General features: G+C 59.4%; 19 protein-coding genes and 1 tRNA gene. 12 read left to right on the top strand and 8 right to left on the bottom strand.

All coding sequences use genetic code 11. The annotated features are described in order from the left end of the window. Window positions 1-50 precede the first annotated feature (50 nt). The 9 genes from murA to HJB84_RS13155 all read left to right on the top strand — a co-directional run bounded on the left by murA (window position 51) and on the right by HJB84_RS13155 (window position 5769). On the top strand, window positions 51-1343 hold the full coding sequence (gene murA / locus HJB84_RS13195) for a UDP-N-acetylglucosamine 1-carboxyvinyltransferase (RefSeq protein ID WP_207582866.1): 1293 nt from the start codon (window positions 51-53) through the stop codon (window positions 1341-1343). Between the two features lie 94 nt (window positions 1344-1437). Further along, window positions 1438-1869, top strand: a complete 432-nt coding sequence (locus tag HJB84_RS13190) for a DUF2948 family protein (RefSeq protein ID WP_207582867.1) — start codon at window positions 1438-1440, stop codon at window positions 1867-1869. A gap of 58 nt (window positions 1870-1927) precedes the next feature. Further along, window positions 1928-3226, top strand: coding sequence for a histidinol dehydrogenase (hisD, locus tag HJB84_RS13185; protein ID WP_207582868.1), 1299 nt, complete (start codon window positions 1928-1930; stop codon window positions 3224-3226). A gap of 4 nt (window positions 3227-3230) precedes the next feature. Next, window positions 3231-3704: a UPF0262 family protein gene (locus HJB84_RS13180; protein ID WP_221116117.1), complete on the top strand. Its 474-nt coding sequence runs from the start codon at window positions 3231-3233 to the stop codon at window positions 3702-3704. Then, window positions 3701-4186: a low molecular weight phosphatase family protein gene (locus tag HJB84_RS13175; RefSeq protein WP_221116116.1), complete on the top strand. Its 486-nt coding sequence runs from the start codon at window positions 3701-3703 to the stop codon at window positions 4184-4186. The genes HJB84_RS13180 and HJB84_RS13175 overlap by 4 nt, the downstream gene beginning before the upstream one ends. 123 nt (window positions 4187-4309) lie before the next feature. Further along, complete coding sequence (gene infA / locus HJB84_RS13170) at window positions 4310-4528, top strand: translation initiation factor IF-1 (protein ID WP_003545338.1); 219 nt, start codon at window positions 4310-4312, stop codon at window positions 4526-4528. A gap of 55 nt (window positions 4529-4583) precedes the next feature. Then, entirely contained in the window at window positions 4584-5204 is a 621-nt protein-coding gene (locus tag HJB84_RS13165; RefSeq protein WP_007633452.1) for a Maf-like protein, read from the top strand. Between the two features lie 37 nt (window positions 5205-5241). Beyond that, window positions 5242-5454, top strand: a complete 213-nt coding sequence (gene yacG / locus HJB84_RS13160) for a DNA gyrase inhibitor YacG (RefSeq protein ID WP_049732883.1) — start codon at window positions 5242-5244, stop codon at window positions 5452-5454. Between the two features lie 239 nt (window positions 5455-5693). After that, a tRNA-Phe gene (locus HJB84_RS13155) sits at window positions 5694-5769 on the top strand. A gap of 82 nt (window positions 5770-5851) precedes the next feature. On the opposite strand, the gene HJB84_RS13150 is transcribed toward HJB84_RS13155, so the two are convergent. From HJB84_RS13150 to HJB84_RS13135, 4 genes are all read right to left on the bottom strand, one after another. Continuing rightward, entirely contained in the window at window positions 5852-6130 is a 279-nt protein-coding gene (locus HJB84_RS13150) for a transposase (protein ID WP_207582871.1), read from the bottom strand. Window positions 6131-6137: 7 nt separating this feature from the next. Then, on the bottom strand, window positions 6138-7583 hold the full coding sequence (locus HJB84_RS13145) for an HlyD family type I secretion periplasmic adaptor subunit (RefSeq protein WP_221116115.1): 1446 nt from the start codon (window positions 7581-7583) through the stop codon (window positions 6138-6140). Between the two features lie 14 nt (window positions 7584-7597). Continuing rightward, window positions 7598-9325, bottom strand: coding sequence for a type I secretion system permease/ATPase (locus HJB84_RS13140; RefSeq protein ID WP_207584250.1), 1728 nt, complete (start codon window positions 9323-9325; stop codon window positions 7598-7600). 104 nt (window positions 9326-9429) lie between these two features. Then, window positions 9430-10005, bottom strand: a complete 576-nt coding sequence (locus tag HJB84_RS13135; RefSeq protein ID WP_207582873.1) for a PE-PGRS family protein — start codon at window positions 10003-10005, stop codon at window positions 9430-9432. A 605-nt stretch (window positions 10006-10610) separates the two neighbouring features. Between HJB84_RS13135 and HJB84_RS13130 the strand changes: the two genes are divergently transcribed. From HJB84_RS13130 to HJB84_RS13120, 3 genes are all read left to right on the top strand, one after another. Next, window positions 10611-11699 carry a hypothetical protein gene (locus tag HJB84_RS13130; protein ID WP_221116114.1) on the top strand — a complete coding sequence of 363 codons (1089 nt, stop codon included), beginning with the start codon at window positions 10611-10613 and terminating at the stop codon, window positions 11697-11699. Between the two features lie 796 nt (window positions 11700-12495). Continuing rightward, complete coding sequence (locus HJB84_RS13125) at window positions 12496-13203, top strand: response regulator transcription factor (protein WP_221116146.1); 708 nt, start codon at window positions 12496-12498, stop codon at window positions 13201-13203. Between the two features lie 175 nt (window positions 13204-13378). After that, window positions 13379-13579 (top strand): hypothetical protein, encoded by a 201-nt coding sequence (locus tag HJB84_RS13120; protein WP_207582875.1) that lies wholly within the window; start codon window positions 13379-13381, stop codon window positions 13577-13579. A gap of 31 nt (window positions 13580-13610) precedes the next feature. On the opposite strand, the gene HJB84_RS13115 is transcribed toward HJB84_RS13120, so the two are convergent. From HJB84_RS13115 to HJB84_RS13100, 4 genes are read right to left on the bottom strand one after another with little or no spacing between them, the layout of a single operon-like run. After that, window positions 13611-14336 carry an SDR family oxidoreductase gene (locus HJB84_RS13115; protein ID WP_221116113.1) on the bottom strand — a complete coding sequence of 242 codons (726 nt, stop codon included), beginning with the start codon at window positions 14334-14336 and terminating at the stop codon, window positions 13611-13613. 11 nt (window positions 14337-14347) lie between these two features. Then, window positions 14348-15409, bottom strand: a complete 1062-nt coding sequence (locus HJB84_RS13110) for an ABC transporter ATP-binding protein (protein ID WP_207582877.1) — start codon at window positions 15407-15409, stop codon at window positions 14348-14350. A 55-nt stretch (window positions 15410-15464) separates the two neighbouring features. Continuing rightward, window positions 15465-15671, bottom strand: coding sequence for a DUF2160 family membrane protein (locus HJB84_RS13105; RefSeq protein WP_221116112.1), 207 nt, complete (start codon window positions 15669-15671; stop codon window positions 15465-15467). Between the two features lie 4 nt (window positions 15672-15675). Then, window positions 15676-16512: a carbohydrate ABC transporter permease gene (locus tag HJB84_RS13100; RefSeq protein WP_207582879.1), complete on the bottom strand. Its 837-nt coding sequence runs from the start codon at window positions 16510-16512 to the stop codon at window positions 15676-15678.

Below are 16512 nucleotides of genomic sequence, written 5' to 3'. Positions count from 1 at the left end.
TATTCCAAGGCAGTACTTTCAGGAAAGGCGGGCGCGGCCCGTAAGCGCACATGGATCGTATCAGAATCGTCGGCGGTAATGAGCTGAATGGCATCATTCCGATTTCCGGCGCCAAGAATGCCGCACTGCCGCTGATGATCGCCTCGCTTCTGACCAGCGATACGCTGACGCTCGAAAACGTGCCGCATCTGGCCGATGTCGAATTGCTGATGCGCATCCTCGGCAATCACGGCGTCGATGTCGCCGTCAACGGCCGCCGCGAGCGCCAGGAAGATTCCTACTCGCGCACCATCCATTTCACCTGCCGCACCATCGTCGATACCACAGCCTCCTATGAGCTGGTCTCGAAGATGCGCGCCTCCTTCTGGGTCATCGGCCCGCTGCTGGCGCGCGAAGGCCATTGCCGCGTATCGCTGCCGGGCGGCTGTGCCATCGGCACGCGCCCCGTCGATCTTTTCATCGACGGCCTGACGGCGCTCGGCGCCACCATGGAGATCGAAGCCGGTTATATCAACGCCAAGGCGCCGAATGGCGGCTTGATCGGCGCGCGCTACACCTTCCCGAAGGTCTCCGTCGGCGCCACCCATGTGATGATGATGGCGGCAACGCTTGCCCGCGGCACCACGGTGATCGGCAATGCCGCCCGCGAGCCTGAGGTCGTCGATCTCGCCAACTGCCTGAACGCCATGGGCGCCAAGATCTCGGGCGCGGGGACTGCGACGATCACCATCGAAGGCGTCACCTCGCTCTCCGGCGCCCGCCACCGGGTGCTGCCGGATCGTATCGAGACCGGCACCTATGCCATGGCCGTCGCCATGGCCGGCGGTGATGTCGTGCTCGAGAATACCGATATGGCGCTGCTCGAAACCGCGCTGGAAACGCTGCGCCGCGCCGGCGCGGACATCTCTGAAACCAACAACGGCATGCGCATCAAGCGCAACGGCGCCGGCATCAGGCCGGTCGATATCGTCACCGATCCGTTCCCGGGTTTCCCGACCGATCTGCAGGCGCAGTTCATGGCGCTGATGACCCGCTCGTCCGGCATCTCGCACGTCACCGAGACCATCTTCGAAAACCGCTTCATGCATGTGCAGGAGCTTGCCCGCCTCGGCGCCAGGATCACGCTGTCTGGGCAGACGGCGAAGATCGAGGGTGTCCAACGCCTGCGCGGTGCGCCCGTCATGGCGACCGATCTGCGCGCCTCCGTTTCGCTGGTCATCGCCGGCCTTGCGGCCGAGGGCGAAACCACGGTCTCCCGCGTTTATCACCTCGACCGCGGTTTCGAGCGGCTCGAGGAGAAGCTGACCCGCTGCGGCGCCGTCGTCGAGCGCATCAGCGAGTAAGCTGCGCTCATCCCGGTTGCGTAATTGGCCGCAGCATCTTATTTCCCTTGTCTACGCATTGCCATTCCGGCGGTGCCTGCTGGGGTAAGACTGAATGACCGATCTGAAGCTTGTTGCGCTCGATGACGAGGACCTCGCGATCATCTCCGCGCATATGCAGGACAGCGTCTTCAAGGTCGGCGACATCGACTGGTCGCCGCGCGACGCGCAGTTCGCCCTGGCCGTCAATCGTTTCGTTTGGGAAGGCGCCGAACGCAAGCGCAAGGGTTTCGAGCGCCGCCGGGCCGCCCTGGTCTTCAAGCGCGTGCTGGCCGTGCGGTCGCTCGGCATCGATCGTGGCAAACGGGACGAGGTGCTGTCATTGCTGGCGCTGCGATTCGATAAGAAGGGCGACGGACCGGAAGGTACGATCGAGCTGTCGCTGTCCGGCACCGCCTCGATTGCGCTCGATGTCGAATGCATCGAGGTGCAGCTCGCCGATATCGGCGGTGCCTGGGAGGCCTCCTCCAAGCCTCGCCATCGCTGACGCCGCTGACGCTTGACGTTTGAACATCGCAGTTTCGAGTTGAGAAGGAAAATCGGCCTTGGCAATCTGGCTGGATCAGGCATCGGAAGGTTTCGAGCAGCATTTTGCCGCCTTTCTGACGACGAAGCGTGAAGTTTCCGAGGATGTGAACACCGTCGTTCGCGCCATCATCGATGATGTCAGGGCCCGCGGCGATGTGGCGCTTGCCGAATATTCGCTGAAGTTCGACGGCATCGATTTCGCCACCGTACCGATGCGTGTCACGCCGGAAGAGTTCGACGCCGCCGTTGAGGCGGTGCCGTCGGAAGTGCTGGGTGCGCTGAAGCTCGCGGCACTGCGCATCGAGAGCCATCATCGCCGGCAGCTGCCGAAGGACGATATCTACGAGGACGACCTCGGCGTCGGTCTCGGCTCGCGCTGGACGGCGATCGAAGCGGTCGGGCTCTATGTTCCGGGCGGCACCGCGAGTTATCCGAGCTCGGTGCTGATGAATGCCGTGCCGGCCAAGGTCGCCGGCGTCGATCGCATCGTGATCGCCGTTCCGGCCACCGGCGGCACGGTCAATCCGGCGGTGCTTGCCGCCGCCAAGCTTGTCGGTGTGACCGAGGTTTATCGTGTCGGCGGCGCCCAGGCGATCGCGGCTCTGGCCTATGGCACTGAGACCATTGCCCCGGTCGCCAAGATCACCGGCCCCGGCAATGCCTATGTCGCTGCCGCCAAGCGCCATGTCTTCGGCACCGTCGGGATCGATATGATTGCCGGCCCCTCCGAGGTGCTGGTGATTGCCGACAAGGACAATAATCCGGATTGGATCGCCGCCGACCTCCTGGCGCAGGCCGAGCACGATGTCAGCGCCCAGGCGATCCTGATCACCGACAATGCCGACTTCGGCAAGGCGGTGGAGCAGGCGGTCGAACGCCAGCTGATGACGCTGAACCGCGCCGAGACGGCGGCGGCAAGCTGGCGCGATTTCGGCGCGGTCATCCTCGTTGCCGATCTGAAACTGGCTATTCCCTTGGCGAACCGCATCGCTGCCGAGCATCTCGAACTCGCCGTCGCCGATCCGGACCGGCTGCTCGACGGCATCCGCAATGCCGGCGCGATCTTCATCGGCGCCCATACGCCCGAGGTGATCGGCGATTATGTCGGCGGTTCGAACCATGTGCTGCCGACGGCGCGCTCGGCGCGCTTCTCATCCGGTCTTTCGGTGCTCGATTTCGTCAAGCGCACCTCGATCCTGCGCCTCGGCCCGCAGCAGCTGCGCACCCTCGGCCCAGCGGCGATCGCCCTTGCCGTCTCCGAAGGCCTCGATGCCCATGCGCGATCGGTCGCGATCCGCCTGAACCTCGAAAGGTGAGGGCATGGCGAAGGGCGATTTCCGGCTTTGCGACGTCGTCCTTGACGATACGATCGGCCGTTCGACGCCCGATGTCGAGCATGAACGCGCCGTCGCCATCTTCGATCTGATCGAGGAGAACAGTTTTGCGCCGCTCGGCCATTCCGGCGGGCCCTACCGGCTGAAGATCTCGCTGGTCGATTCGAAACTGGTTTTCGCCGTCACCACCGAAGAGGGCGGCGACGTCGCCACCCATATCCTGTCGCTCACACCCTTCCGGCGGATCGTCAAGGATTACTTCATGATCTGCGAGAGCTATTACGAAGCGATCCGTTCATCGACGCCGAGCCGCATCGAGGCGATCGACATGGGCCGGCGCGGCATCCACAATGAAGGTTCGCAGACGCTGAAGGATAGGCTGACCGGCAAGATAGAGGTCGATTTCGACACCGCCCGGCGCCTGTTCACCCTGGTCTGTGTGCTCTACTGGCGCGGATGACGGCAATGGATCGCGCCGCCGACATCGAGGAGGGAAAGAGGCCGGGCGCCATCCTTTTCATGTGCGGGATGAATTCCATCCGCTCGCCAATGGCCGAAGCGATCGCCCGTAGTATTCTGCCTGGTAATACCTATATCAGGTCGGCCGGCGTACGCGCCGGCGAGCGCGATCCTTTCGTCGATGTCGTGCTCGATGAGATCGGGCTTTCCCTCGGGCGCCGCCTGCCGCAGACGCTGGAAGAGCTCGAGGACGATTATTTCGATCTGATCATCACGCTGTCGCCGCCGGCCCATCATGCCGCACTCGAGCTGACGCGATCGAATGCAATCGACGTCATCTACTGGCCGACCATGGATCCGACGGTTGTCAGCGGAACACGCGAGCAGATTCTGGAGAGTTATCGCGAGGTCCGCGATCACCTGGCTGGCCTCATCGAAAGCCGGCTACTCAAACGAAATGGCATTGCCGCGCAAACGGCATGAAAACAAATAAAGGAAAGGCCGTTCAACAAGGTTCACAAACCTGCGTTGATTGTGTAGTTTCCGCGCAAATTTTAAAGGCGCGCGCTGCGCTGCCTATTCAACCCACAGGAAGAAAACACTTATATGCCGAAAGAAGAAGTCCTCGAATTCCCCGGTATCGTCACCGAACTTCTGCCGAATGCGACGTTCCGCGTGAAGCTCGAAAACGAACACGAGATCATCGCCCACACCGCCGGCCGCATGCGCAAGAACCGCATCCGCGTTCTCGCCGGCGACAAGGTGCTTGTGGAAATGACGCCCTACGATCTGACCAAGGGCCGCATCACCTACCGTTTCAAGTAAATTTGACAAAGGTCTTGCAAGGGGTGTTCCCCCGCCTGCCGATGGTCGAGGTTCCATGGCGCTGAAATACAAGCTCATTCTGGCCTCGGGCTCGCCCCGTCGCGTCGACCTGCTCAACCAGGCCGGCATCGAGCCTGCACGCCTGATGCCGATGGATATCGACGAGGCGCCGAAGAAGTCGGAGCATCCGCGTTCGCTCGCCCGCAGGCTTTCGGCCGAGAAGGCCGAGGCAGCGCTCGCCGCCATTAAGGGCGATATCACCTGGAAGGGCAGCTATATCCTCGCCGCCGATACGGTGGTCGCCGTCGGCCGGCGCATTCTCGGCAAGGCCGAATTTGCCGACGAGGCGTTGAGTTCGCTGCATCTGCTGTCGGGACGCAACCATCTCGTCTACACCGGCGTTTGTCTGGTGACGCCGGATCGCAAGATCCGCCAGAAGATCGTCGAGACCAAGGTGCGCTTCAAGCGCCTCTCCGGTTTCGAGATCGAGAACTACCTGGCCTCCGGCCAGTGGCGCGGTAAGGCAGGCGCCTACGGCATCCAGGGCCTTGCCGGCACCTTCGTGCAGAAGATGGTGGGCTCCTACACCAATGTCGTCGGCCTGCCGCTTTATGAAACCATTGTGCTTCTGACCGGCGAAGGCTTCGATGTGCATAGCCGGTGGCCCGAGGGTTGAAGCCCGCGGCCAATTCCTGAATTAGGACGGACCGATTATGCCTGAAGACAAAAAAGCCGCCGCCAAGGTCGAACCGCTGCGCAAGGCGCGCCCTTGCCCCGAATGCGGCAAGCCCTCTCACCGCGAACATTACCCCTTCTGCTCCAACCGCTGCCGCGAGGTCGATCTCTCTCGCTGGCTGACCGGCGCCTATGCGATTCCCGTTGCCGACGACGAGACCAAGGCCGAATATCCGGATGAGGAAAACTGAAGCATGTCATCAGGGAGTGTGCAGCGGTTCCGGGAGTACGACATGCATAAAACAACGAGCTAAAGCGCCCGCGAAGCTCTTATTTTTCCTCATGAATCCGCAAAATCGGCAAGACCGTCAAAAAAGAGTCATTTGACCGCTTGCCATGGCCGAGCAAGATGCTATAACCCCGCTCGCTTCCGGGGCGCACCAAGGCCCCGCGGTTCTTTTTCTGAAAAAGGTCCATCGGAAGCTGGTTAGCCCAGGTAGCTCAGTTGGTAGAGCAGCGGATTGAAAATCCGCGTGTCACTGGTTCGATTCCGGTCCTGGGCACCACACCATTTCCCTAAACTAATCATATGCATAGTATCGGATAGCCTGAGCCAGAAGGCGGCCAACAAACCCCTCTGCTGAGAGTTTAGTTTCGCCCTTTCGATGTCTTCGCCAGCATCTCGCTCAGCGTTGCCGCCGAGAGCATGGATTCGGCCAAAAGCTTCTTGAGCTTCTGGTTTTCTTCCTCCAGGGCTCTCACCCTTCTGACATGAAGACCGACATTTCCGAACTGCAGGGATTGCCACCGATAGAAGGTCGGCTCGCTGATGCCGTACCTGTGGCAAACATCTGCCACCGTCACCCCGGCTTGGTGCTCCTTCAGAATGCCCGTAATCTGGTCGTCGTCGAATTTTCTCTTGCCCATCACCGCTTTAGTCCTCACGAAATGCTCTGTTGAAACTGTCGAGAAGAGGTCTGAGTGCATAGAGTGCCACGCTGCTTTTGCCGGTCTCGATCAGTGTCTGTGCGGGCATGCCGGCGACCATTTCGACATCCTTCATTTTCGCCAACCGCTCGTCCGTTACGCGGATTGTCGCGGCATAGTAGGGTTGGCCGCTTGCCGTATCGGTGAGACGGTCTGCCGATACATACTCGACCCGACCTTTCAGGAGTGGAACGCGCCGCTGATTGTATGGAAGGAGGTGAACCTGTGCCTCGAGCCCCGCACGGACGACATTGATATCTTCCGGCCTGACGTGGACAGACACGACAAGGCGATCGGAGCGCGGCAGAAGATCGACGAGCGGTTCGCCCGCGCCGACTACCCCACCGGCTGTGTGGATGCGCAGGTTCATGATTGTTCCATCTTCGGGCGCACGGATATCGGTCCTTGAAAGCTGGTCGTCGATCGCCCGCAAGCGCTCGCGCAATTGCATGATCTGGCTTTCCGTAGCACGCATGCCCTGGGCGACTTCGCTCAACCGGTCGCTCTCAAGCTTTGCGAGATCGGCCTGTGACTCGCTGATCACCTGGTAGGCGCGAGAGATCTGTGCCTCTACTTGACCCTGCTGGCCGTCAAGGTCTGCTTTTTCCCGCTGGAGGTTGAGAAGCCTGCTCCTTGTTTCCAGTCCCTTGGCGTTGAGGGCCGTAACCTGATCCAGTTCTTGGCTCGAGATTGCGGCTCTGTCGGCCAATGCTGCCTTTTGCGCGCCAAGTCCGACGATTTCCTGCCGCACCTGCGCGATTTTTTCATTGGCGATCTGAATTTCCGCCTGCATGACCCGGCGACGGGCTTCGAAGATTTTCTGTTGACCGATCAGAATCGCGCTGACCGAAGGATATTTGTCGATTGCTGCCCTGAGATCCTCAGGATAGGCGACATGGTCGTCGCCGGTCTGCTCCGCAAGCAGGCGGGCGCGGCTTCCTTCGGCGTCCCAAAGTTGCCCTTGGATGCTGTCGCGCTCCGAGCGAGACTTCGTGTCGTCGAGTTCTATCACGATTTGCCCGGCCATGACCGCATCGCCGTTTCTGACGAGGATCCGTCGCACAATTCCGCCTTCCAGATGCTGAATGGTCTTGCGGCTGGACTCCGGTTCGATAACGCCCGATGCGATCGCAGCGCTTTTCAGCGGCGCCAGAACCGACCAGATTCCCAATCCGACGATGAAAACCAGGATCAACAGGTTACCCGTCCAAACAACGCCTCTCAGCCCCGGCATGGGCGAAGACGGGGCCGGTCCGCGCTGTTTCTGTTCGATCACCGGCGAATAGACCGTCTGTTGCCTGGCTGTCGCTGTCGATCGTTGAGCGAACCGCTGGTCCGTCCTTGGCGAATTTGAAACTCTCGCCGGCGTTGCGTCCAGTTGAACAAGGGTCATGGCGGCGTCCCTCCCTACGTTCCTGTTCGAGACGGTGGTTGAAGATAGGTTTCATAAATCCGCTCACTGTCGCCGATGGCAGCCACAGTCCCGTTACGCATGATGGCAATCTTGTTGGTGACTGGCAGGATCCCCATCCGGTGCGTTATGATAACGACGGTCATCCCCCTGGATTTCATGCGCTCGATTGCAGTGAACAGCATCCGTTCGCCGTCATAATCCAGGCTCGAGTTCGGATCGTCGAGAACGATCAGAGATGGATTTCCATAAGCCGCGCGTGCCAGTCCCAGCTGTTGACGCTGAGCTCGAAGGAGCAGGTTCCCACCCTCACCGATATCGGTCTCGTAGCCCTGGGGCAGCCGCATGATCGCGTCGTGCAATCCAACCAGCTTCGCGGCATCGATTGCTTTGCCGGGATCTCCTCCGTCCAGCCGGCCGATCACATCCTTGATCGCTCCTCCGAAAAGTTCGATGTCTTGCGGCAGGTATCCGACGTGGCGGGTCCCCCCGCAAAGGCGCAGAGCCGTGATATCGACCCCGCCGAGAAGAGCACAGCCGCTCGTTGCTTGCACAACGCCTGCCATGACGCGACCGAGAGTCGATTTCCCCGATCCCGACGGACCGATGAGCGCTATGCAGTCGCCGGGCGCGAGGCGCAACGTGACGCCTGTCAATATCGGCCGATCGGCGAATGGCTGGATGTAGCTGACGTCATCGAGAACGAGGCCGTTACGTTCCGGTACCGGCACCATTCGGGCATCCTGGTTCGATGCAACGGCGATCAGCATTCTGTTCAAGCGATTGAAAGCATTGCGTGCAAAGGTAAAGGAGCGCCATGCACCTATTGCGCCCTCGATCGGTGCAAGCCCGCGCCCGAGCAGCAAGCTCGCAACGAAGATGATTCCGGGACTGCCGTTGTTTACGAGCACCAGCCATGTAGCAGATCCCATCATGAGGATCTGCGCGAGTGTGCGGATCGATTTGGAGAATCCAAGAATGATCTCCGTGCGATGCATCGCGATGTCCTGCGTTCTTCTCGCCATTTCCGCCTCGCGATAGACCATCATCGCTGCGCCATCCTGCATGCCCATTGCCCGGATCACCTCGATGTTTTTGAGGGCGGTCGCAAATCGGAAATAGCTCCTCGAAAGGGCAAGGTTGGCGTGGGCAAGCGGCTCTCGCGTCGCCAGTTCCGTCAGGAACGCGAACAGCAGAAGTGCAAATGCGCATAGAAGACCGATGGTCCCAAGCAGCGGGTGAACAAGAAACAGCAGGAGCAGGAATACCGGCGCCCAGGGAACGTCAAAAAAAAGGGCGCTAGCCGGTGAATCGAGGAATTGGCGTAGTGCGGCCAGGTCCCTGTAACACTCCGTGGCGGCTCCCGCATCGGCGAGAGCGGCATATTCGAATGATGCGGTCAGCACCATGGGCCGGAGCCTGTGGTCCAGCCAGCTACCGATGCGCGAAAGAGCTGCCCTGCGCACGATGTCCAGCATGGACCCGACCAACACTGCTATGGCGATGATCATCGTCAGCATCAGCAGCGTGTCGGCACTTCGGCTCGACAGGACCCTGTCATAGATCTGCAGGAGATAGATGGAAGGCGTCAGAAGAAAGAGGTTATAGCCGCAGCTATAGAGGAAGACCAACCCGAAGGCTCCGGCACAAGCCCGGAGCGCCGCAACGAGGTGTGTCTGCGGCCGCGATGGCTTTATCGATGGCTTTATCGAAATCGTTGTCATCGTCAGATCTCGCTGCACTGGATACTGACAAGAAGAGGCTGCGGGCTGGTTCAGTAAGCCTGAGGGTCGCCAGTCGAAACGAGCGACCCTCAAGGGAGATGAGTTCATGAGCCAAGATGGCTGACATCGATATGGCCGAAGGCGTTTATGAAATGATCGAGATCATTGTGCACCGTCGTCGTTTCTGGATTGGTGTGAACCAATGCTGACGAGATGTCGCCGCCCAGAGCGTAGTTCCCGTTGCCGCCGTTACCGCCGACGCCTGCGAGAATGGTGGCATGCTGATCGGCCACGAGCTGCGTATATTGTGTCGCGGTCGTAGCCGCAGCCACCGCAGCCGTGTCGTGGCCGCTTGAGTTTCCTTGACTGCCGTTGGAGTCGGAATCTCCCCCCGCGCCGCCGGCGCCGCTGTTTGAGATTGCCGCCAGGAAGCCGTTCTGGGCCTGGGTAAAGCCACCGGGTCCGCCATTGCCGGCGTCCCAATCTGCCGTCTGCCAAACGTGATCGCCGTTGTGCAGATGGGTAGATGCCCCGTCGACCGTTTGCACGGGGTCTACATATGCAACCGGGTTGTAGTCAATATTCCCATTATTGTGGCCATCACCGCCGTTGCCGGCATTCGCGTCACCTGCATCTGGGTGATTAAGGTGAATCGTGTCAGATATTTGTGGGATAGGCATTTCAGTCACTCCTTCTACTTTGGTTCGTCCGTTTTAATTCTACGGCGTTCCCCCTACGGCGTGGGTATTAGTATGTCACCGCCAGACAATACAGCCGCAGGCGAATATTGCCCGCGATTCAATCTGCGTACTATCTAGATATTCGGCGACATTCCTTCGGGCGTATGCTTGGAGGTGGCGGAGCGTTATTTTGGATTGGTATTTGGTGATCTTGCGCCGGATGGGATGAGCATGATCATGTCTGCGGCCTCGTCGAAGCGACGTCGTTTTTCCCAAACGGCCGCCGAAGCGAACCGGCCGTATTCCGAGGTCCTGACCAGGCTGCGCTTGGCGGAGGAGATTCTGTTTGGGGCGAGAAAAATCAACCCGCCACGAAAACGGAGGCCAATGCAGGACTCTAGCCCGAAGGCGGGTTGAGTGCTGTCAAACCTGCACAACGGGGCGTTACGGCCATGATAGCCAAATGGCTATAGACCTAGCCGACGGGATGTAGACGAATTGCAGGCTCTGCTTTTCTTAACTTCAGAGGCACAATGGCTGAATAATTCAGGCTACATGCGCGACACGCTTGGCGGACGTGCGGTTGACCGCGGATGGAGACGGCAATGACGGAAATTCGTCCCTTCTTGGAAGATTCGCCCAAAGCGGGCACCGATCAAAACCTCGCCTCCAGTCTGGCCGCGGGGCATCTGGCGCTGGTGCCGACCTGGCTTCCATTGGATGTTGCTTCCGGTTCGAGCTCCAATTCAGCCGGCAGCGGCGGTGACGGGATAAGCGAAGGCGTGATCAGCAGCAACGCATTGGCCGTCTTCATGCCGTCCAATGCCGCTATTGCGGGACCTCATTCGAGCGCCGACGCTTTCCAGGGCAACGATGCGCTCATCAATCAGCATCCCACCGAAATGGCCGGGATAGGCGGGAATGGCGGAAGCGGCAATGTTGCCGTGGGCAGCGGCGATGGCGCCAATCATGCCGGCACTGGGGGAGATGGCGTCTTCTACGGTGGACTCGTAAGCACCGAAGTCGCGCTGTTTGCCCCCGTGAATACCGCTGTGGCTGCGGGCCCTGGCGCGGAGGCGCACGCCGAGCAATCGAACAATGCTTTGTTTCTGCAGGGCGCAACCCAGATCGGCGGCATGGGCGGCTCGGGCGGAGACCATAACGTCGCGAGCCATGGCTCGTCGATGAGCCCGGGAACGGCGCTGACATTGACCGGCGACTTTTATGCGGGCCACGGCGGCGATGGATATTTCGTCGGCAGCATGGTCGACATAAGTATAGCCATCTTCTCGCCGATCAACATCGCCATCGGCGCCGCAGGCGGCTCGGCGGAGGCTCATCAGACAAACAATGTCATTTTCGATCAGGGCACTGTGCAGATCGCCGGCATCGGCGGCAACGGCGGTGGCTTCAACCTGTCGTCGGACACGATCTTCACCGGCAACCATGCGGGTGGCGGTGGCGGCGACGGATCGTCAACCGGCAGCATGGTCGACGTCAATGTCGGCTATTTCCATCCCATCAACATTGCCGTTCCCGCCGGTGGGACGGCGGACGCCCAACAGATCGATCATGTTCTCTATGATCAGCATGCGCTTCAATTGGCCGGCATCGCAGGCCACGGCGGAGACGGTAACCTCACCGACGCCCATTCCGCTCTGGTAGACGACATTCTGAGCTTCATGCATGGCTAGAGCGCCGCGATCTTTCAGTTTCGCTCCTCGCGCTTGAGGTCGTTGGTTTTACGCATGTCGTTATCGCAAAACTTTTTGCGCGACATGCTCGCTAGCGGATAGCTCCCCACCTGCATCCGACATGACCCCCGAACGGCCGGCTCACTGGGATGCCGAACAATCCACCATGATCGCATCCGCATTGTCGCCGATTCGGCCGTCAGAGGCCGTGACCTCTGTCCGGCATCTGGCTGGTGCCGGCGCGATGCTGCCTAAGTGAAAACAATGCCCAACTGGGTAATAATGCATCGATAGAGCCGAATCATCTAGTAATCATAATGGGTAGTCGGTGATCTTGTCCGTCTGTTGCTTTTCGCGTTTGCTGTTTTGCTGTCGGGTCTGCGACAATTTTGAATTGAGATATGGTAACAAAGCCAAGATGATCGGAATCTAGTTATATCAAGTAGATATTTTCTGAATTAATCTTCATTATATACGTTGCCTTTTCAGTGCCTTTGAAAGCTCTGTTGACCTGCTTGCCTTACGTGAACTCGGAGAAGACCGGTAAGTCTGAAGCGACAAGTCGAATCTGCATGTCATCATGAACAAGCTCTTCAATGTGCTCTGCAGGGCCCAGTCATCTCTCGCTGAAACCTTAGCTATAAGAATTATCATGAGAGATCTGACTATCGATATCGACAATAGACTCTCTTTTTATCATGACATGTAGTGAGAACAGGCATAGTATGAATGCCTGTTGGTTGCAAATATTCTGGGGAGCACGCAAGTGTCCGACAGTGCTGGAATTAAGCGCCGTATGGGGCGCAATGCACCAACTGTGATCATCGTTGGGCATTCTACACTGGCGCGCACGACCGTAGTGAAGCTTCTTGAGCGTGAACTCGCCGGCTGGAACTTTATCGATTTGATCTCGACCGAGAGTCTCGATCGAGCACTTGGAGCCGAGGTGCGTTTGATTGCATTGGATCTGGCCGGAAGAGGTGTTGAGAGCTCCAGCCTGCGTGATGACCTCGCGGCGATTACGGCACGTTTTCCTGAGGCTCCTATCACGTTGCTCTCAGGTACGGATGACGCCATCATAGCGCGTCAAGCGCTCAAGGTGGGCATCCGCGGCTTTTTCTCGACTTCACTTCCCGTTGACATTGCCCTTGCCGGTCTTGGTCTCGTTCTGGCAGGAGGAACCTTTTTCCCGCAGCTTTTGGGAGCGGTCACAAACGGCTCAAACGAACATAGTCCGGCCAGAAACGAGGCTGAAAAAAGATTGGATGATAGGACGCAGTACTTGGCGATTGCCGATTTCACTCCTCGCGAAGCGGATGTCCTCGCAGAGTTGCAATGTGGATGCTCAAATAAGGTAATTGCAGGAAAACTCAATTTGTCGGGGCATACGGTAAAGATGCATGTGCAACACATCATGCGCAAGCTGCAGGCGCAGAACCGCACTGAAGTGGTTGCCCGTTTGGTTCAAAGAGCCGCCGACGGGCGTGACGCCTTGCCGAATTAGGCAGTGTCGCCAGTACCGGGAGCTGTCTCAACGAAAGCGTCTACACCAGGGAAACACCACCGCCCGCGCGGCGGCCGTGGTGTATGCGAGCGTTCGTTTCACCCGGTCTTATATCGTGAATCCCTAATGGGAACTGCGAGTCCGGCCATCCGTTATCCATTGAGCAACGGAGGACATGAATATGCGCAAGAAGAAAGCCATCGTCGAGGCGGCGCTCGAGTCCGAGTATGAGCGCCAGCCGCTCGGGATTATGAATACGGAGCAAGCCCTGGAGCTTGAGGATTCCGACGGTCTTGTTTTCAGTCATCCGGATAAAGAGGCCGGCGTGACAGATCATTTTGTTGATCAGGACCAGTTGCGCCGATTGGTGCAGTAGATCCCTGAAAAGACGCGCGGCGCCGTCGACGTCACGCAATCATGAAGCCGCCGTCCACCGGCATCGATATCCCGTTCACCATCGCAGCCTGATCTGAGAGCAGGAAAAGAACGACGTCGGCAATATCGCTCGGCTCGGCGAAGCGGCCGACGGGAATTCGCTGCTTCATCCCGGCGGCCTTGTCGGGATCGCTCCATGCCTTCACCGCCATTGGCGTCAGCGTCACCGTTGGGTGGACGCCGTTCGCGCGTATGCCGTGCGGCCCAAGTTCCTTTGCCATGACACGCGTCAAGCCGTCCAATCCACCCTTCGACGCACAATATGCAGCGTGGTCGGGGATGCCGATAAACGACGCGATCGATGAGACATTGACGATGGCGCCCTTGCGGCCCTCCTTAATCAGCGAACGAGCATATTCCTGCGCCACGATCATCGGAGCACGCGTGTTGACCGCAACAAGACGGTCGAATGCTTCGACTGTCGTATCCAGGAAAGGCTGCAGTTCGGTTGTGCCGGCGCAGTTGACGAGGAAATCTGCCGGAAGGGCCGCGATCGCCGCCTCCCTGGTCGCATCGGCGTCCGCGAGATCGACCTGTATGGCGCGGCAGCCGGGTTCCTCTCGCAGCAGGTCGACGTCGCTCGCACTGCGGGTCAGAGCGACGACCTCAGCACCACGCTCGATGAGCATCCTCGCAATTTCGCGTCCGATGCCTTTTCCGGCACCGGTAACGATGACGGTTTTTCCTTTGAAGTCCATGGTGGTCTCCCTCACAGTCTCTGGCCCGTTTCCCGATCGAAGATATGTGCACGTCGGGGATCGATGTGGAAGTACATCGTCCGTCCGGGATCTACCTCGATGCGCTCGCGGATCAACGCGTCGATGGGCACGCCTCCGACGCGGCCGAAGATCAATGTCTCCGAACCCGTGGGCTCGAACACCGATACCTCTACCGGAACGCCGTCGTCGCCGATGGTGATATGCTCCGGTCGGATGCCGTAGGTCACGGCCCTTCCTTCATCCACCTTGGTGTTTTCCATGGGAAGGGCGACACCTTGGTCGGTGACGACAAACTTCCTGCCGTCGCGGGTGGCGACGCGGCCCTGAAGAAGATTCATCGATGGGCTGCCGATGAAGCCGGCGACGAAGAGGTTGACCGGGAAGTCGTAAAGATCGAGCGGCTTGCCGATCTGCTCGACCCTGCCGTCGCGCATCACGACGATCTTGTTGGCCATCGTCATCGCCTCGATCTGATCGTGGGTGACGTAGACGGTGGTGGTCTTCAGCCGCTGGTGAAGCTCCTTGATCTCGACGCGCATGGTGACGCGAAGTTTGGCGTCGAGGTTCGACAACGGCTCGTCGAACAGGAAGACCTTCGGATCGCGGACGATGGCACGGCCCATCGCCACGCGTTGACGCTGCCCACCCGACAATTGCTTCGGATAGCGGTCGAGATAACGCGTCAGGTCGAGGATCTCGGCCGCCCTGCCGACCTTCTCGTCGATCTCCGCCTTGGGGCGCTTGGCCATCTTCAGCGGAAAGCCCATGTTCTCGGCGACGGTCTTATGGGGGTAGAGCGCGTAGCTCTGGAAGACCATCGCGATGTCGCGCTCCTTCGGAGGAGCGTTGGTGACGACACGGCCGCCGATCCGGATGTCACCGCTGCTGACGGTCTCGAGACCGGCGATCATCCGCAGCAGGGTAGACTTGCCGCATCCGGAGGGCCCGACCAGCACGACGAATTCGCCGTCCTCGATGTCGACGCTGACGCCGTGCATGACCTGAAGCGCGCCATACTTTTTGGTGACGTCGCTAACCTGTACGTTTGCCAATGTCGTTCCTCCCTAAAGCAGCGCGGCTTGTGTCTCTGTGGTGTTACTCATCGGCTCATCCCTTCCAGACGACGTAGACGCCGAGGACTGCCGCGATTGCCGCCGCGAACCATACCGAAAGCCCGAACGGCTCGATGAACCGCATCCAGAACAGCGAGAGCGCGACCCAGAGCACCACCGAGATGAAGAGCCGGTCGAACCAGTTCGTTTCGATCGGCAGAAATCCCGGCTTGCGTTCGTTATTTCCTGATTGAGACGTCATTGCTTCATCCTTTCACTGCGCCGAAGGTCAGGCCGGCAACGATGTGACGTTGCACCACCGAAAAGACGATGAGCGCCGGAACCAGTGTCAGCATTGAGATCGCGGCCATGATGCCCCAGGCCGTCCCCGTGGTCGTCACGTATTCCGACAGGCCGGTGGTCAGTGTCCGCGCATTGAAGTTGGTGAGCGTCGCAGCGAGTAGGTATTCGTTCCACGCAAATACCCAGGTCAGGATCAGCGTCACTGCAAGTCCGGGCCGCGCCAAAGGAAAGACGATGTCGTAGAGGACGGTCCATGGGCTGGCGCCATCCATATAGGCCGCCTCGTCCAACTCCTTCGGAATTCCCTCTACGGTCGGGCGTAGCGTCCAGATGGCGAAGGGAAGGTTGAAGGAGCAGTAGACCAGGATCATGCCCAGCCGGGAATCGGCGAGCGAGAAGTCGCCGATCCTGTAGACCTGCGTCAACAGCAGGAAAAGTGGCAGGAGGAAGACCGCCGGAGGCGCCATGCGGTTGGTGATCGTCCAGAAGAAGATGCTCTCCTTGCCGGCGAGGTCGAAGCGTGTCAGCGCGTAGCAGGCAAAAAAGCCGAGCGTCGTGACGAGCAGCGCGTTGCCTGACGAAATGATCATCGAGTTCAGCATGTATCCGCGCAAGGTCGGATTTGTGAGCACGTCCTGGTAGTTCTTCCAGAAGAAGCTGCGGAGAATAACATCGGGCGTCGAGAACAGATCGAAGGGCTGTTTCACCGATATGACGAACAGCCAGTAGATCGGGAAAAGGGTCGCTAGGCTTATCAAAGTCCAAAGTACGACCGGAAGCCAGGGGTTCTGGGTCTTCAT

Origin of the sequence: Rhizobium sp. NZLR1b (assembly GCF_019685155.1) — a bacterium.
Lineage (GTDB): Bacteria > Pseudomonadota > Alphaproteobacteria > Rhizobiales > Rhizobiaceae > Rhizobium.
The sequence above is the reverse complement of the archived record's forward strand: the minus strand, read 5'-3'. Positions and strand labels throughout refer to the sequence as shown.

Excerpts from the sequence above, each read along its gene's own strand:
- HJB84_RS13105 (WP_221116112.1), bottom strand. The coding sequence starts at position 15,671 with ATGACGTCTCAATCAGGAAATAACGAACGCAAGCCGGGATTTCTGCCG.
- HJB84_RS13140 (WP_207584250.1), bottom strand. The coding sequence starts at position 9,325 with ATGACAACGATTTCGATAAAGCCATCGATAAAGCCATCGCGGCCGCAG.
- HJB84_RS13150 (WP_207582871.1), bottom strand. The coding sequence starts at position 6,130 with ATGGGCAAGAGAAAATTCGACGACGACCAGATTACGGGCATTCTGAAG.
- HJB84_RS13125 (WP_221116146.1), top strand. The coding sequence starts at position 12,496 with ATGGGGCGCAATGCACCAACTGTGATCATCGTTGGGCATTCTACACTG.
- HJB84_RS13115 (WP_221116113.1), bottom strand. The coding sequence starts at position 14,336 with ATGGACTTCAAAGGAAAAACCGTCATCGTTACCGGTGCCGGAAAAGGC.
- HJB84_RS13180 (WP_221116117.1), top strand. The coding sequence starts at position 3,231 with ATGGCGAAGGGCGATTTCCGGCTTTGCGACGTCGTCCTTGACGATACG.
- yacG (WP_049732883.1), top strand. The coding sequence starts at position 5,242 with ATGCCTGAAGACAAAAAAGCCGCCGCCAAGGTCGAACCGCTGCGCAAG.
- HJB84_RS13165 (WP_007633452.1), top strand. The coding sequence starts at position 4,584 with ATGGCGCTGAAATACAAGCTCATTCTGGCCTCGGGCTCGCCCCGTCGC.
- murA (WP_207582866.1), top strand. The coding sequence starts at position 51 with ATGGATCGTATCAGAATCGTCGGCGGTAATGAGCTGAATGGCATCATT.
- HJB84_RS13175 (WP_221116116.1), top strand. The coding sequence starts at position 3,701 with ATGACGGCAATGGATCGCGCCGCCGACATCGAGGAGGGAAAGAGGCCG.
- HJB84_RS13135 (WP_207582873.1), bottom strand. The coding sequence starts at position 10,005 with ATGCCTATCCCACAAATATCTGACACGATTCACCTTAATCACCCAGAT.
- HJB84_RS13190 (WP_207582867.1), top strand. The coding sequence starts at position 1,438 with ATGACCGATCTGAAGCTTGTTGCGCTCGATGACGAGGACCTCGCGATC.
- HJB84_RS13130 (WP_221116114.1), top strand. The coding sequence starts at position 10,611 with ATGACGGAAATTCGTCCCTTCTTGGAAGATTCGCCCAAAGCGGGCACC.
- HJB84_RS13145 (WP_221116115.1), bottom strand. The coding sequence starts at position 7,583 with ATGACCCTTGTTCAACTGGACGCAACGCCGGCGAGAGTTTCAAATTCG.
- HJB84_RS13100 (WP_207582879.1), bottom strand. The coding sequence starts at position 16,512 with ATGAAGACCCAGAACCCCTGGCTTCCGGTCGTACTTTGGACTTTGATA.
- HJB84_RS13120 (WP_207582875.1), top strand. The coding sequence starts at position 13,379 with ATGAATATGCGCAAGAAGAAAGCCATCGTCGAGGCGGCGCTCGAGTCC.
- infA (WP_003545338.1), top strand. The coding sequence starts at position 4,310 with ATGCCGAAAGAAGAAGTCCTCGAATTCCCCGGTATCGTCACCGAACTT.